Below are 16183 nucleotides of genomic sequence, written 5' to 3'. Positions count from 1 at the left end.
CCTTCGGGGAGGCGGGCGCCCGGTGCGTTGGGGGAACCGACGCCACCCGGGGGCCGGATGCCCGTGCGGCGCTATTCGCCGACCTGGCCGTCGATGCACTCGCGCAGCAGGTCCGCATGCCCGTTGTGCCGGGAATACTCCTCGATCAGGTGGGTCAGGATCCAGCGCACCGAGACCGTCCCGTGGCGCCCGGCCGCCACCGATCGTTCCAGGGGCCCGTCACCCAGGACGGCGTCGGAAAATGCCGTCTCGTTTTTCCAGGCGGCGAAGGACTGCTGCACGATCCGGGCGTCGGGTTCCGGGAAGTCGAAATCGGTGTCGGCCCCGTCGGCGCGCCAGTACAGCGGCGGGGCCCGGTGGCCCGCCAGCGAGGAGCGGACCCAGAACCGTTCCACATCGGACAGGTGCCGCACCAGCCCCAGCAGCGAGAGGCCGGAGGGCGGCACGGCACGGGCACCCAGCGCCGCCGGCGGGAGCCCGGCGCACTTCAGCTCCAGGGTGTGGCGCTGGTATCGCAGGAACCCCGTCAAGGTCTCCCGCTCGCTGCCGCATGGTGGCGGATCGGTGCGCGGGTCGGCGGAGTGCGGGGCAAGCATTTCAGGAGCCATGGGAACCAGCCTAGGGCCCGCACCCGCGCCACGGGAGCCGCCACGGCGCAGGCGGCGGGGAGAGGGCGGCAACGGCAAGGGGCGGCACCGGCCTTCGGGAAGAAGACGGGTGCCGCCCCGGCGGTGCGGTGGTGGTGCGGTGTTACTCGCCGATGGAGGCCAGCACGGTGCCGGCCGACACCGTGTCGCCCGGGACGGCGCTGAGCCCGGAAACCACGCCGTCGCAGTGCGCGGTCAGCGGCTGTTCCATCTTCATGGCCTCCAGGACCAGGATCAGGTCGCCCTCGGCCACGGTGTCCCCGTCGGCCACGGCCACCTTGACGATGGTGCCCTGCATGGGGGAGACCAGGTCGGCGCCCGAGTTGCCGGCGGTCGCGGCGCCGCGGGAGCCCGCGGCGCGCTTCTTCTTCCGCGTCTTGCCGTTGGAAGAGGAGGACATGGTGCCCATGGAGGCGGGCAGCACGACCTCCAGGCGCTTGCCGCCGACCTCGACGGTGATGGCGTTGCGTCCGTCGTCCTCGCCCGGGGTGCCGGCCGTGGACGGGTCCCAGGCGGGGATCTCGTTTGCGAACTCGGTCTCGATCCAGCGGGTGTGGACCGAGAACGGGCCGGATTCCGGGACGAACGCCGCATCGGCCATGACGGCGCGGTGGAAGGGAAGCACCGTGGGCATGCCCTCGATGCGGAATTCCTCCAGGGCGCGGCGCGACCGGGCCGCCGCCTGGGCGCGGGTGGAGCCGGTGACGATGAGCTTGGCGATCATCGAGTCGAAGTTCCCCGAGACGGTTTCCCCCGCCTCGACGCCCGAGTCGATGCGCACGCCCGGCCCGGTGGGCAGGTTCATGGAGGTGATGGTGCCCGGCGCCGGCATGAAGCCGCGCCCGGCGTCCTCGCCGTTGATGCGGAACTCGAAGGAGTGGCCGCGGGGCGCGGGGTCGGTGTAGCCCAGCTCCTCGCCGCGGGCCAGCCGGAACTGTTCGGCCACCAGGTCGATGCCCGTGACCTCCTCGGAGATCGTGTGCTCGACCTGCAGGCGGGTGTTGACCTCCAGGAAGGAGATCACCCCGTCCTGGCCCACGAGGAACTCGCAGGTGCCGGCACCCACGTACCCGGCCTCGCGCATGATGGCCTTGGACGCCTCGTAGAGGCGCGTGTTCTGCTCCTCGGTCAGGAACGGCGCGGGGGCCTCCTCGACTAGCTTCTGGTTGCGGCGTTGCAGCGAGCAGTCGCGGGTGGAAACCACCACGACGTTGCCGTGCACGTCGGCCAGGCACTGGGTTTCCACGTGGCGCGGGGCATCCAGGAAGCGTTCGACGAAGCACTCGCCGCGGCCGAAGGCTGCAACCGCCTCGCGGACGGCGGACTCGTAGAGTTCGGGGATTTCCTCGCGGTTGCGCACGACCTTGATGCCGCGCCCGCCGCCGCCGTAGGCGGCCTTGATGGCCAGCGGCAGGCCGTGGGCATCGGCGAAGGCCAGCACCTCGTCGGTGGATGCGACGGGGTCCTTGGTGCCCGGCACCAGCGGGGCACCGACCTTCTCGGCCAGGTGGCGGGCCTGGACCTTGTCGCCCAGCTGCTCGATGGCCGCCGGGGGAGGGCCGATCCAGGTCAGTCCGGCATCGATCACGGCCTGGGCGAACCCGGCGTTCTCGGCCAGGAAGCCGTAGCCGGGGTGCACGGCGTCGGCGCCGGAGCGCTTGGCGACCTCGAGGATCTTGGTGATGTCCAGGTAGGATTCCGCGGCCGTGGAACCGCCCAGCGAGTAGGCCTCGTCGGCCAGCCTCGAATGCAGTGCATCGCGGTCGGGCTCGGCGTACACGGCAACCGATCCGATGCCCTCATCGCGGGCGGCGCGGATGATGCGTACGGCGATTTCTCCGCGATTGGCGATGAGAACCTTCGTCAACTGACTCATGGCAGGGGTTATCTCCTTAAATATGCTCTTGTGGAGCCTACCCGCGTTTGTGGGATGTGTACCCCCAAAACCCCCTGTGTCGGGAGTAGGTCGTGATTTCTTTGTGGGAAACCTACAATCGGTGGCGGACTACGCCCACACGTCGGAGATCGACAGCCCGGTCTCCGCCAGCAGCTCGCGCAGCGTGGAGACGTTAAGCCCGATGACGTTCTGCGGGTTGCCCTCGATGCCGCGGATGAACGCCGCCCCGCGGCCGTCGATGGTGAACGCCCCGGCACAGGGCAGCGGCTCGCCGGTGGCGACGTAGGCGGCGATCTCCTCGGCCGTGACCTTCTCGAAGTTCACGGTGGTGGAGGAGACGGCGCCGATGGTGGCCCCGGATCCGCCGTCCCCGTCCTCCTCGGAACGGTTGTCGATCAGCCAGTGCCCCGTGTGCAGGATCCCCGACTTCCCGCCCATCGCCTCCCAGCGTTCCGTGGCGGCCTCGGCGGTGTACGGCTTGCCGTAGGCCACGGATTCGAATTCGAAGACCGAGTCGCAGCCCAGCACCACCGCGCCGTCGGCCTCCTGGGTCGCCGCGACGTCCTCGGCCTTGGACTTGGCCAGCAGCAAGGCGGTGTCGGCCGGGCCCAGTTCGCCGAAGCGCTCAACGGCCCGGGCCAGGACCGCGTCCTCGTCCACGGTGGAGACCTGGACGGCGAAGTCGATGCCGGCGTCGGCGAGCACCTTGGCCCGGCCCGGGGAAGCCGAGGCAAGCACCAGCAGCGGCAGCTCCTCGGGGTTCTCGACCTCCCCGCGCGGATCGGTGGCGGCGGCAGTATCGGAAGTGTTCGCGTTTTCGCTCATGCATCAACCGTATCCCGGGCCGGCGGCGCCTGGGTGCCGCGCTCCGTGCCGGGGCCTTCGCCGTGCGCCGCGGCCAGCGCGGCGATCTTCGAGCCCTCCACGTCCACGTCCGGCAGGATCCGATCCAGCCAGCGCGGGATGTACCAGGCGCGGTGGCCCAGCAGGTGCATGATCGCCGGGGTCAGCGTCATCCGCACGATGAACGCGTCGAAGAGCACGCCGATGGCCAGCGAGAACCCGATCGCCCGGATCATCGTCAGGTGCGAGAACACGAACCCGGCGAACACGCTGGTCATGATCAGCGCCGCGGCGGTGACCACCGGGGCCGCGTGGGCGAAGCCGGAGCGCACCGCGGCGCGGGCCGGCTGCCCGTGGGCGAAGGACTCGCGCATCCCGGCGACCAGGAACACCTGGTAGTCCATGGCCAGCCCGAAGAGGATGCCGGTGAGCAGGATCGGCAGGAAGCTCATGATCGGACCCGGCACGTTCACGTCGAACACCTCGCCGAGCCAGCCGAATTGGTAGACAGCGACGGTCGCGCCGAACGCGGCGGCCAGCGAGAGCAGGAAGCCCGCGGTGGCCAGCAGCGGAACGACGACCGAGCGGAAGACCAGCAACAGCAGGATCAGCGAGAGCCCCACGACGATGCCGATGTACGGCGGCAGCGCCTCGGCGAGCTTCTCGGAGACGTCCACCTGCGCCGCGACCTGCCCGGTGACCGCGATGTGCGCACCGGTGGCCTCCCGGATCCCGGGCGCGGCGTCGCGCAGCCCGTGCACCAGCGCCTCGGTCTGCGCGCTGGCCGGGCCCTCGGTGGGGATCACCTGGATCGCGCCGAGGTTCCGCGACTCGTTGACCGCCACCGGGATCGCCGCGACGACGCCGGGGATCTGGCGCACGGCGTCGGCCACGTCGAGGTTCGCGGCATCCGCCCCGCGCTCATCCAGCCCGGCCGGCAGGTCCGCGAGCACCAGCAGCGGCCCGTTGTACCCGGCCCCGAAGGCGTCGCTCATCTGCTCGTACGCCTTGTAGGCGCCCGAGTCCACCGGTTCGGCGCTGCCGTCGGGCAGCGCGGTGCGCAATTGCAGCGCGGGCAGGGCGACTACGGCCAGCAGGGCGATGGACGCGATCGCGGCGATCCACGGGCGGCGGGTCACCAGCGCGCCCCAGCCGCGGTTGCCCGCGTCGTTGGAAGGCGCCAGGGCGTCCGCGTCGGCGGATCCGGCGCGTGCCCAGGCCCGTTTGGAGACCAGGCGGGTCCCGATGACCCCCAGCAGCGCCGGGGTCAGCGTGATCGCGATGAGCACCGCCACCAGCACCGTGAACGCGGCGGAGGCGCCCAGCACGGTGAGGAAGGGCAGCCCCGGGACCGCGAGCGCGGACAGGGCGATGACCACGGTCAGCCCGGCGAAGACCACGGCGTTGCCGCTGGTGCCCGTGGCCCGGGCGATGGATTCGCCCAGCGGGACGCCTTCGAGCAGCTGGCGGCGGTGCCGGTGCACGATGAACAGCGAATAGTCGATGCCCACCGCCAGACCCAGCATCAGCGCCAGGGCCGGGGTGATGGAGGCCATCTCGATCACGGAGGACAGGGCCAGGGTTCCGCCCACCCCGGCTCCCACGCCGAGCACCGCCATCAGCAGCGGCAGCCCGGCGGCCACCAGCGTGCCGAGCATGATCAGCAGCACCGCCGCCGCCACGGCCAGGCCGATGATCTCGGCGGCCCCGAAGATGGAGGACAGGTCCTGCAGGATCTCCTTGGAGAAGAGCACCTCGACGCCCGCGGCCTCGGGCCCGGCGGCGATGGACTGGATGTCGGCGCGCTCGGCCGTGCTCAGCGAGTCGGTCGCCCCGACGAAGGTCACGTGGGCCACCGCGGTGGAGCCATCGGTGGAGACGAAGCGCATGCCCTCCGATGCCCCGGCCCGGCGTTCGGCGAAGGCCAGCTCGGCGCGCCCGGCGGCCAGGTCCCTGGCGCCCTGCTCGAGCTTTTCCTCGGCCGCGGGCAGGGCAGCCGTCTTTTCGTCCACCGTCTTTTGCCCGGCGACCAGCTTGGCCTGGTTCTCCTCGATTTCCTGCTGGCCGGCCGCCAGCTTGGCGGCGTTCGCGTCGAGCTCCGCCTGCCCGGCACGCAATTGCGCCTTGCCCGTGGAGATCTTCTCCGCTGCGGCCTGGACCTTGGCGCGATTCACTGCCAGTTCCCTAGCTCCGGCATCGAGCTGTTTCTTCGCGGCCGGAAGCTTCCCGGCCCCGGCCTCCAGCTCCGCCTCCTTCGCCGCCAGCGTCTTTTCCCCGGCGGCCAGTTCCCTGGCCCCGGCATCGAGTCGGGCCTTGGCCGCGTCGAGTGCCTTGAGTCCCGCGGTTGCATCGGCAATGTCCCGCAGGTTCTTTTCCACCCCGGCCTTGGAGTCGGCCGCCGATTCCCGCTGGGCCTGAAGGTCCTTGAGCTTCGCCGCAAGTACCGAGAGTTCCTGCCGGGCGGCCTGCTTCTGCGCGTCGGTGGTCGCGTTGGCGAGATCCTGCTTGGCCTGGCCGGCCAACGTGTTGACCTGGGCGATGCCGGCGTCCAGGTCCCGGAGTGCGGCGTCCACCCGGGCCAGCCCGGCGGTGGCCTGTTGTTTGCCCGTGGCCAGCTGCTTTTCGATCGTCGCCCGGGACTGTCCGCCCAGGATCTTCTTCATGCCTGCGTCGAACTGCCCCCTGCCGTCGGCTAGTTCCCTGGCCGCGGAATCAAGTTTCGCCGCTCCGGCAGCCAGGGCCTTTCGGCCCTCGGCAATCTTCGCGACACCGGCCTGGTATTCGCGGTTTCCCGCGTCCCACTCGGCCTGTCCCGCCGCAAGCCGCGCCTGGCCGTCCTTCAGGGCGGCGGAGCCGTCGGCAAGTTCCCCGGCCGCGGCATCCAGTTTCGCCTGCCCGGCGGCCAGGGACGTGCGGCCCTGGGCCATCTGCTTCTTGGCATCGCCCAGCTGCACGCGCCCGGAGTCGAGCTCCGCCTGCGCGTCGGCCAGCGCGGCCCTGCCCTCCTCGAGCTGCTTGGTGCCATCGGCCAGCTGCCTGGCGGCGTCCTCGAGCTTGGCCTGGCCCTCGGTGAGCTGCGGCTTGGCCTCATCGAGCTGTGCCTGGAGCTCGAAGGGCCTTGCGACCTCGGTGATCGGGGACTGGGCGGCGAGTTCGCCAAGCGAGGACTCGATGGCCCGGTGCTGGGCGGAGGTGAGCTCACGGCCGTCCGCGGAACGGAAGACGATGGATCCGGTGCCGCCGGCCAGCTCGGGCATCTCGACCTTCATCCGGTCCAGCGTGCGCTGGGTTTCGGTGCCGGGGATGGTGAAGGTGTTCGACAGCTTGCCCATGAAGGCGCCGGCGCACAGCCCGATGGCCAACAGCAGGACGGCCCAGATGCCGACGACTGCCCAGCGCCGGCGGTAGGCCATCGCGCCGAGTCGATAGAGGAAGGAAGCCATGGTGTCTTAGGCCTTTCGGGGGTGCGGTGCGCGCCGTTGGAGGGAGGGGAAGCCGTCGCGCAACTGGGCCACGGCCTCGGCGAGGGTGGCGCGCAGCAGCGCGGTGCGCCGGGGGTCCGCGGCATCCGGGGACTCGCCCAGCTCGCGGGACCAGGCGGCGAAGGCGGCCTTGCCGGCGCCGATGACGCTCTGGGCAAGGACGGAGGCGGCCAAGGGCGTGCCGTGCGGGGCGCGGGCGGTGATGATCTCGGTGAGCGCCTCGGCGCAGTCGTTCCAGGCCTCGAGCTGCATGCGCGCCATCTGCGGGTGCGCGGAGGCATGGAGGTAAAGGTTCGCGATGGGCTCCAGCAGGGCCGGGTCGACGAGGGATTCCACCGCCGTCACCGCCGCGGAGAGCAGGTCGATGGCGGGATCCAGCTCATCGAGCACTCCCACCGCGTTCTCCAGCAGCAGCCTGTTCGGCTCGTTGAGGGCGGCCTCGATCGACGGGAAGTAGTTGAAGAAGGTCCGGCGGGAGATGCCGGCGGCATCGGCCACGGATTCGGCGGTCAGCGCCGCGTAGCCGGCCGTTTCCAGCTGGGCGAGGGCTGCATGCACGATGGCGGTCCGGGTGGCGGCCTTGTTCATTTCGCGCCGCGAGGGCGGCTGCGCGGGGGATTCGATCACTCTTTCTACACTACGTGCAAACTTGCGTGCCGTGCAATTTTTTGGGAGCGGGGACCGACGCCAAGGGGCGGGCCGCTTCCGCCCGGGGGTGCAGTGCATCCCCGGGCGAAAACGACCCGCCCCGTGTTGGTGTGACTACCGCAAGGCGGCGTGGCTAGCCGACGGGCGTCTGTGCCGTGTCCCGTGCCGTGGCCTCGGTGGAATCCGTGGCCGCCTTGAACTCGTCGTTGAACGGATCGCCGAGGCGCGGTGCGTTGTACAGCTCCTCGTCCAGGATGCCTTCGCGCTTGGCGACGATGGCCGGCACTAGGGCCTGCCCGGCGACATTGACAGCGGTGCGGCCCATGTCAAGGATCGGGTCGACGGCCAGGATCAGTCCGACGCCTTCCAGCGGCAGGCCCATGGTGGACAGCGTCAAGGTCAGCATGACCACGGCGCCGGTGGTTCCGGCGGTGGCGGCCGAGCCCAGCACCGAGACCATGGCGATCAGCAGGTAGTCGGTCAGTCCCAGGTCGATGCCGTAGAACTGGGCGACGAAGATGGCGGAGATCGCCGGGTAGATGGCGGCGCAGCCGTCCATCTTGGTGGTGGCGCCCAGCGGCACGGCGAAGGAGGCGTAGCCCGAGGGCACGCCGAGGTTGCGCTCGGTGACGCGCTGGGTCAGCGGAAGGGTGCCGATGGAGGATCGGGAGACGAAGGCCAGCTGCACGGCGGGCCAGACTCCGGAGAAGTACTGCTTGATGCTCAGGCCGTGGGCGCGGACCAGCACCGGGTAGAGGCCGAAGATCACCAGCGCCAGGCCGATGTAGATCGCGATGGTGAACTTGCCCAGTGCGCCGATGGTGTCCCAGCCGTAGGTGGCCACGGCGTTGCCGATCAGGCCCACGGTGCCAAGCGGTGCCAGGCGGATGATCCACCAGAGGACCTTTTGGATCACGGCCAGGGTAGCGGCGGAGAAGTCCAGGAACGGCTTGGCCGCCTCGCCGACCTTGAGTGCCGCGATGCCCACGGTGATCGCGATGACAAGCACCTGGAGGACGTTGAAGCTCAGTGCGGTGCTGATGTCCCCGCTTTCGGAGACCTTGTTTGTGGCACCCAGGCCCAGGAAGTTCGAGGGGATGATCCCGATCAGGAACGCCCACCAGTCACCGGTGCGTCCGTCGTATTCGGGAGGGGCGCTTTGTCCGGTTCCGGCTCCCGGGCGCAGCACGGTGCCCAGCACCATGCCGATGACCACGGAGATGGCCGAGGTGATGGCAAACCACAGGATCGTCTGCCAGGCCAGTCGCGCCGCGTTGGTGACCTTGGCCAGGTTGGCGATCGAGGCAACGACGGCGAAGAAGATCAGCGGGATGACCGCCGCCTTGAGCAGCGAGATGTAGCTGTTGCCGAGGGTTTCCAGCGTGACACCCAGACCGGTCTTGGTGTCCGCGGTGTGGCCTGTGTACTTGGCCAGCAGGCCAAGGCCCAGGCCCAGGGCCAGGGCGACGATGATTTGGGGGCCGAAGGCGGTGGCCCAGGCCGGGATGCGCCTCTTAGGCGTGGTGTTGGAGGTAGTCACGCTACGAAGTTAGGCGGTGCTCCATAGCAAAGGATAGCCAGCATTGAGGAATGTTACGCAAAATCCGCCCGGAATGCTTTATTGGGCAATTTTTGTGACGCGTTACATATGCGCCCGTCCCGGTGTTAAGATGAGCTTTCAACCAATGGATATTTATGTTATTGGTTTGCGTCCGAAGCGCTGAACTCCGGGCGCCCAGGTCGGCACAAATGGGGAAGGGGGGCTGGGTGCATGAAGTGGGGAAATGTCGACGACACCCTGCCCCGCCCGCGCCTTGATCTGTTGCTCAACCAGGCGGTCGCGTCCTCCGTGGTCATCGCCAGGGCGCCGCGCGGCTCGGGAAAGCGCACCGCGATTCGCGGCTGGCTGTCCCGGCGTGATCCCCTGGCCATCAACTGGACCTGGATCGAGTGCGACGATTCTGCCGGTTCGTTGGAAGAGGCCCTGGCCCGGACCTATGCAACGGCCGACGACCCCGAATCGCACCTCGTCGCGCTCGTTGGCTACACGCGGCGGCACGACAAGGAGCTCCTGCGGTTGGTGCAGGACACTGCGCGCCGGCATCCACACCGACGCCTGGTCATCGTTACGCGCGACTATCTGGAGATGGAACGCCATCGCACGCTGCTGCCCATCGGCATCTCGGTGCTTCCGCCCCACGAATTCCGCTTCACCGCCGGTGAGGCCGCCGACTACCTCCGGGGGACGGCGCTCGCCGACTTCGCCGGGCAACTGACCGACGAGCTGTGCGGCACTGCGCAATTGTTGCGCATGGCAAAGCTCCGCGCCCAAACCATGCAACCGCCCCGGCGACCGGACCTCGTGCCGAGTCCCGGGCAGTCGGCCTCACCCCTGGATCCGCCCTCGCCCACGCTGCTGGAACTTGACCCCGCGGCCAAGGCATTTCTGGCCTCCGTGCACGGCGCGGTGGACCGCGATGTGAAATTGATGCTCGAAAGCGAGGACCTGGAGCCCGGGCAGCTTGATTTCCTGGCACTGATCTCGGTGCCCACCACGGTCCCCGCCGCACTGCTTCCGCTCCTGGCCTTCCGGTATTCGGAGGGATGGCTCCGGGACCTGGAGGGCCGCGGACTGGTGTATCGCTCCTCGCAGAATCCCGACGAGGAGTACTGCCTGCACCCCGTGCTGCGCCGGGTGCTGAAGCGTTCATACCTGGAACCAGATCCGGAACAGTTGGCCGACCTGCACCGGATCTGTGCACGGTACGAGACCGCCCAGGGGTCGGCGTTCCGCGCCCTGCGCCACGCGCTGGAGGCTCCCGATTACCAGTTGGCCTCCGATGTCCTGCGCATGCATGCCGACGAGTACCTCGAGGGTGAACTGGGCACCCGCGGAGCCGTGTTGCTCGATGACCTGCCGCTGACGGTCCTGGCCCGTTTTCCGCTGCTGGCCATCTGCCTGGCGATCGCCTACAGCGCCACCGGAAAATTCAAGCTAAAGACCCTGGAGCTGCTGGCACTGGCCGCCGCCGGCGCACGCACCGTGGGACGCAAGGCCCCGCCGCCGAACCGACTGATCATGATCACGGTCGAATCCGTGGCGATGAGATTGAGCGGTGCCGGGGAGGCCTCGGTGCGCTCGGCCCGCAGCGGCATCGCTCTGTACCGGGAGATGTCGCCGGGCCAGCGCGACGGGATCGGCCCCTTCGAGGGACCCCTGCTCATCCAGCTTGCCCTGAACCTGCACGCCGGCGGGGTCAACGACGAGGCCCTAATCGCGACGGAGCTCGGAGTGTCGGCCGACCAGCGCCACAACCGCGTCGACAACGACCACTACGCAGCCACCGTCCAGGCCTACCTGTATGCCCTGAACGGGGACGTCCACAAGGCCTCCGGCATGCTGGCCGAATCGTTGCCAGAGCACTGGTCAAACCCCGCCACCAACGCCTATTTCGCCACCCCCTACCGCGCGACAGCTTTCCTGTGCGCGATGGACGAGCAGCGATTCGATGACGCCGCGCGCTGGGTGGAGCTGCTGCGCATCGACCAGCACAGCAACGAATTCTGGCCGTCGATCCGGTTGGCTGAGGCGCTGCTCGCGGTGATCCGCGGGGAGACGACTGCCTCGCTGGTCAGGATGCAGGGCTATCTGGTGCGGGAGCGCGAGCAGCCCGTCGTGCAGAGGGCCGGCAGGCAAATGCTGGCCTCGGCCGCGTGCTTGCTGAACCTCGCAGTGGGTGACGCGTCCCAGGCATTCAAGGCCGCGACGAAGTCGCCGGACGGAACCTCCCGTTTGATGCTGCAGGCGGGAGTGAGGCTTGCCCAGGGCGATGCCGCCGAAGTGCTGAGGATGTGCACGGCCTTGGGCACGCCGGTGCAACCCCGCGCGCGCTTCGAGCAGGCGGTGCTTGTGCTGGCCGCAACGCTGCAACAAAGCAATGTGGCGGCCGTTGGCGGCGCGCTTCGCAGGGTGGCCGCGCTGAGCGAGGAGTACGGACTGGGGCTGGCTCTGAACCTGCTGCCCGCCCCGGATTTGGAACGCATACTGTCTGCCGCCAGGGATATGCGCATCAGGCTCAAGATCGATCCGAACGCCGTCTCGAACATGCCCGGCGGGCTGGGGCGTGCGGTGCTTAGCTCGCGCGAATTGGCGGTTTTGGGTGAGTTGGTGTCCACCGGAAGCGCCTCGCTCATTGCCGAACGGCAATTTGTCTCGGTCAACACCGTCAAGAGCCAATTGCGCAGCATCTACCGCAAGCTGGGCGTCTCCGATCGCGCCTCCGCGCTGGACGCTGCGCGCGTGCAGGGACTGGTCCCGAGCAGGGACAGCGAAGCCGTCGAATAGGTCAGACCAGAACGGGGCAGCGGCCGCGGAAAATGCCTTGCGCGAGAGCTGGGCCGAGGTGCGGGGGTCGGGCTTCCACCAAACTAGACTCGGAAAGTAATCCCGTTGGCACTGATGCAGCCCCCAAGCAATGCATCCATGCCATACTGCGAACTTTCCGGCGATAAACGCTTTTGTACGCGAAGTGGAGTTTCTCGGTTGCCCGTGGTGTGGTCACTTCGACGTGATTCGCAGTAACAAGACCCACTATGACAGTTGGTTCGTTGCGATATCAGGGATGTAGGCCGGATTCACCCTTGCGTTCACCCTCATTCGAACTCAAATGGATAAAAGCGGCGGGACGCCGCAGGGGCTGCGGCCAAAAGCCTGCTCTAGACCAGGCGTCCTTCGCATGCCGGGGACCGGGTATGCCCGCAGGCAACCCGGCCCCCGCCCACGCGGGCACCGGTTTCGCGCCAAGCTAGCCGAGCAGTGCCCGACGCAGGGTATCGAGACCCACCGATCCGACGCCCAAGGCCTGGGTGTGGAACTCCTTCAGGTCGAATTCGGTCCCGGCCCGGGTCTCGCGCTCGGCGCGGATCTGCTCCCACAGTCGCTGTCCGACCTTGTACGCCGGTGCCTGGCCCGGCCAGCCCAGGTAGCGGGTGAACTCGAATTCCAGCTGGCCGGCCGAGATGTCCAGGTTCCTTTTCAGGAACGAGAAGCCGCTTTCGCTGTCCCAGGTCCCCGAACCCCACGCCTCGGGGATTGGCAGTTCCAGGTGCACGCCGATGTCGAAGACGACGCGGGCCGCGCGCATGCGCTGGGCATCGAGCATGCCCAGGTAGTCGCCCGGATCGGCCAGGAAACCGAGGTCCAGCATCAGGCGCTCGGCATACAGCGCCCAGCCTTCGCCGTGGCCCGAAACCCAGCAGGCGTGGCGTCGCCAGTCGTTGAGGGTGTCGCGGGCGAGCACCGCGGTGGCCACCTGCAGATGGTGGCCGGGAACGCCTTCGTGGTAGACGGTGGTCAGCTCGGACCAGGTGGTGAACTGGTCTTCGCCCTCCGGCACCGACCACCACATGCGGCCCGGGCGGCTGAAGTCCTCCGACGGCCCGGTGTAGTAGATGCCGCCTTCCTGGGTGGGGGCGATCATGCACTGGATCCGGTCCATGGGAGAGGGGATCTCGAAGTGGGTTCCGGCCAACGCAACGATGGCGGCGTCGGATTTTTCCTGCATCCACCGCTGCAAGGCGTCGGTGCCCGACAACTTCCGGGTCTCATCCCGGTTCAGGATTTCCTTGGCTTCGGCGATGCTGGCGCCGGCGGAAATCTGCCCGGAGACGCGCTCCTGCTCGGCGATGATGTTCGCCAGCTCTTTCACTCCCCACGCATAGGTTTCCTCCAGGTCCACCGCGGCGCCCAGGAAGCGGCGGGACATCAGCGCGTAGTAGTCCCGCCCCACGGAGTCCTTCTCGGGGGCAATCGGGAGCAGCTCATCCTCGAGCACTGTGGCCAGGCGAAGGTAGGCCGCGTTGGCGACGGCGGCTCCGGCGCCCAGCCGCTCGGCGAGCTCCGGGGCGACCTTGGCGCCCGCAGCGGCGAGGCCATCGAAGAATCCGCCGTCCTTGGCGTACTCGCGCCCCTGGGTGATGACGATCCGCACTTGCCGTGCGGCAGCGACCAGGCCGCGGGCCGCAGAATCGCGCAGCGAGGCGATGTACCCGTCCATGGCGGCCGGCAGGTTGTGCATCCGGTCCGCGATGAAGGCGAAGTCGGCGGCCGTTTCCTGCGGCATCAGGTCGAAGATGGCGCGAATTTCCTGGGCGGGGGAGGCGATGTTGTTCAGCTCGGTCCGGTGTGTTTCCGCGATCTCGATTTCCAGTCCGAGGCGTTCGTTCATCGCGTCGAGGGTGATCCGGTCGACCTCGTCCACCGGGGCCAGCGGTGCGAGCTTGGCCAGCGTCTCGCGCGCCGCCGCGGTCTGGGCGGCGACGCCCGCGGGGGAGTAGTCGGAGTATGCGGCCTCGTTGCCGGGCAGGCCGAGCTCCGTGGCGAATTCTGGGACAAGTTCAAGCAGGCGCGCGAAGTACTCGTTGGCGACGGCGTCGATGGCGCTGCTTGTGCGCACGGCTGTGGTGTTGGTCATGGCACCAGCCTAAGCGCTTCTGAAAGCGTTGTTGAAGATTTTTGCCGGAAAACTTTTTGCAGCGCGGGACGCGAAAGGCCGGGGCGCCCGCGGGAAGAAACCATCCCGCGGGCGCCCCGGCCGATGCCACCTGCCGCGGTCTGCGGCGGTGAAGGGCGTCTTGCTAGTGCCGGCCGACCTTCCAGGGCAGCGGTGACGCGCTCAGGGCACGGCGTCGGCGGATCTTGCCGCGGCGCAGCTCGGTGCCGGTCGGGGCGGCCGCTGGCGAATCCTGTCCCGCGAGCGCGGACACGACCGCGGCCAGGGCTGCGACTTCCTCGGCGGTGGGATTCCCGCGGGTGATGGACAGCGCCGTCGCCGGGGACTCCATGACGGCCTGCATGCTCTGGTCGCCGGTCACAGCGGGATGTTCCCGTGCTTCTTGGCCGGCAGCGAGGCGTGCTTGTCGCGCGTGGCGCGCAGCCCGCGCACGATCTGCAGGCGGGTGTCCGAGGGGGCGACGACCGCGTCGATGTAGCCAAGCTCGGCGGCTTGGTACGGGTTGAGCAGCTCGGCCTCGTAGCCCTCGATGATCTCGGTGCGGCGTGCCTCCACGTCCCCGCCCTCGGCGGCCACCGCCGCCAGGTCGCGGCGGTAGAGGATGTTCACCGCTCCCTGGGCGCCCATGACGCCGATCTGCGCCGTCGGCCAGGCCAGGTTGACGTCCGCGCCGAGCTTCTTGGAACCCATCACGATGTACGCTCCGCCGTAGGCCTTGCGGGTGATCACTGTCAGCTTGGGCACCGTGGCCTCGGCGTAGGCGTAGAGCAGCTTGGCGCCGCGGCGGATGATGCCCTGGAACTCCTGGTCCTTGCCCGGCAGGAAGCCCGGCACGTCGACCAGGGTGAGGATCGGGATGTTGAAGGCGTCGCAGTGGCGCACGAAGCGGGCGGCCTTCTCGGAGGCGGCGATGTCAAGGGTGCCGGCGAACTGCATCGGCTGGTTCGCCACGATGCCGATGGTGGCGCCCTCGACGCGGGCATAGCCGATCATGACATTGGGTGCGTAGAGCGACTGCATCTCCAGGAAAATGCCGTCGTCCACGATGTGCTCGATGACCTTGCGCATGTCGTAGGGCTGGTTGGCCGAGTCCGGGATCAGCGTGTCCAGCTCGAGGTCCGCGGCGGTGAGCTCCAGCTCCTCGTCGAACTCCACGGCCGGGGCCTCGGAGATGTTGTTCGACGGCAGGAATTCGAGCAGTTCCTTGCAGAACTCGATCGCATCGGATTCGTCGGTGGCCAGGTAGGTGGCGGTGCCCGTGGTGGCGTTGTGCTGGCGCGCCCCGCCCAGGGTCTCCATGTCGACCTCTTCGCCGGTGACGGTCTTGATCACGTCGGGGCCGGTGATGAACATGTGGCTGGTCTTGTCGACCATGATCACGTAGTCGGTCAAGGCGGGGGAGTAGGCGGCGCCGCCGGCGCTCGGGCCCATGATCAGCGAGATCTGCGGGATGACGCCGGAGGCGTGGACGTTGTTGCGGAAGATGTCGGCGAACATCGCCAGCGAGGCGACGCCCTCCTGGATGCGGGCGCCGCCGCCGTCGAGGATGCCGATGACGGGGCAGCCGTTGCGCAGCGCAAATTCCTGCACCTTGACGATCTTCTCGCCATTGACCTGGGAGAGCGAGCCGCCGTAGACAGTGAAGTCCTGGGAGTAGACCGCCACCTGGCGCCCGTCCACGGTGCCGTAGCCGGAGACCAGGCCGTCGCCCAGCGGGCGCTTCTTGTCCATGCCGAAGGCCGAGGTGCGGTGCACCGCAAGCGCGTCGAACTCGACGAACGAGCCCTCGTCGAGCAGCATCTCGATGCGCTCGCGGGCGGTGTGCTTGCCGCGTGCGTGCTGCTTCTCGATGGCCTCGGCGCCCGAGGGGGCCTGGGCGAGGGCTTCGCGGCGACGGAACTCGGCGATCTTTCCTGCCGTGGTCGACAGGTCGATCGAATCCGTGGCGTCGGCGATGCGGCTCTGGGTCATCCCATGGCTCCCTTGAAGTAGATAATTAGTAGGAAAGGCACAACAACAATGCCACCTTGGCCAGTCTAGTGAGGCCTTGTGCCGAATAATGTGTAGGAAAGCTACAAAATCGTGTCGTGTTGGGGGCCAAGTCGTCCATAAAACAAGTTACTGGCGAGTAGCTTTTGTGGCGGGGCTTCACGT

At 68.5% G+C, this 16183-nt stretch carries 10 protein-coding genes; 1 reads left to right on the top strand and 9 read right to left on the bottom strand.

What is annotated here, in order from left to right; genetic code table 11:
• Positions 1 to 71 precede the first annotated feature (71 nt).
• The 6 genes from KRR55_RS14275 to KRR55_RS14250 form a co-directional block, all read right to left on the bottom strand.
• Positions 72 to 608, bottom strand: coding sequence for a DinB family protein (locus KRR55_RS14275; RefSeq protein WP_217389768.1), 537 nt, complete (start codon positions 606 to 608; stop codon positions 72 to 74).
• Positions 609 to 750: 142 nt separating this feature from the next.
• Positions 751 to 2523 carry an acetyl/propionyl/methylcrotonyl-CoA carboxylase subunit alpha gene (locus KRR55_RS14270; protein ID WP_217389767.1) on the bottom strand — a complete coding sequence of 591 codons (1773 nt, stop codon included), beginning with the start codon at positions 2521 to 2523 and terminating at the stop codon, positions 751 to 753.
• A gap of 129 nt (positions 2524 to 2652) precedes the next feature.
• Positions 2653 to 3294, bottom strand: coding sequence for a Maf family protein (locus tag KRR55_RS14265; protein WP_254456245.1), 642 nt, complete (start codon positions 3292 to 3294; stop codon positions 2653 to 2655).
• A gap of 71 nt (positions 3295 to 3365) precedes the next feature.
• Positions 3366 to 6830 (bottom strand): MMPL family transporter, encoded by a 3465-nt coding sequence (locus KRR55_RS14260; RefSeq protein ID WP_217389765.1) that lies wholly within the window; start codon positions 6828 to 6830, stop codon positions 3366 to 3368.
• A 6-nt stretch (positions 6831 to 6836) separates the two neighbouring features.
• On the bottom strand, positions 6837 to 7496 hold the full coding sequence (locus KRR55_RS14255) for a TetR/AcrR family transcriptional regulator (protein WP_217389764.1): 660 nt from the start codon (positions 7494 to 7496) through the stop codon (positions 6837 to 6839).
• Positions 7497 to 7650: 154 nt separating this feature from the next.
• Positions 7651 to 9057 (bottom strand): dicarboxylate/amino acid:cation symporter, encoded by a 1407-nt coding sequence (locus KRR55_RS14250; protein ID WP_217389763.1) that lies wholly within the window; start codon positions 9055 to 9057, stop codon positions 7651 to 7653.
• A 231-nt stretch (positions 9058 to 9288) separates the two neighbouring features.
• Here KRR55_RS14250 and KRR55_RS14245 point away from each other — a divergent pair, with 231 nt between their 5' ends.
• Entirely contained in the window at positions 9289 to 11862 is a 2574-nt protein-coding gene (locus KRR55_RS14245; RefSeq protein WP_217389762.1) for a response regulator transcription factor, read from the top strand.
• A gap of 460 nt (positions 11863 to 12322) precedes the next feature.
• Here the strand turns inward: KRR55_RS14245 and KRR55_RS14240 are convergent, their stop codons facing one another.
• The 3 genes from KRR55_RS14240 to KRR55_RS14230 all read right to left on the bottom strand — a co-directional run bounded on the left by KRR55_RS14240 (position 12323) and on the right by KRR55_RS14230 (position 16000).
• Positions 12323 to 13990 (bottom strand): DUF885 domain-containing protein, encoded by a 1668-nt coding sequence (locus tag KRR55_RS14240; protein ID WP_217389761.1) that lies wholly within the window; start codon positions 13988 to 13990, stop codon positions 12323 to 12325.
• 163 nt (positions 13991 to 14153) lie between these two features.
• The gene (locus tag KRR55_RS14235; RefSeq protein ID WP_217389760.1) at positions 14154 to 14390 is read right to left on the bottom strand and encodes an acyl-CoA carboxylase epsilon subunit; all 237 of its coding nucleotides are present in this window, start codon (positions 14388 to 14390) and stop codon (positions 14154 to 14156) included.
• Complete coding sequence (locus tag KRR55_RS14230) at positions 14387 to 16000, bottom strand: acyl-CoA carboxylase subunit beta (RefSeq protein ID WP_217389759.1); 1614 nt, start codon at positions 15998 to 16000, stop codon at positions 14387 to 14389. The genes KRR55_RS14235 and KRR55_RS14230 overlap by 4 nt, the downstream gene beginning before the upstream one ends.
• Positions 16001 to 16183 lie beyond the last annotated feature (183 nt).

Source organism: Paeniglutamicibacter quisquiliarum (genome assembly GCF_019084045.1).
GTDB lineage: Bacteria > Actinomycetota > Actinomycetes > Actinomycetales > Micrococcaceae > Paeniglutamicibacter > Paeniglutamicibacter quisquiliarum.
The sequence above is the reverse complement of the archived record's forward strand: the minus strand, read 5'-3'. Positions and strand labels throughout refer to the sequence as shown.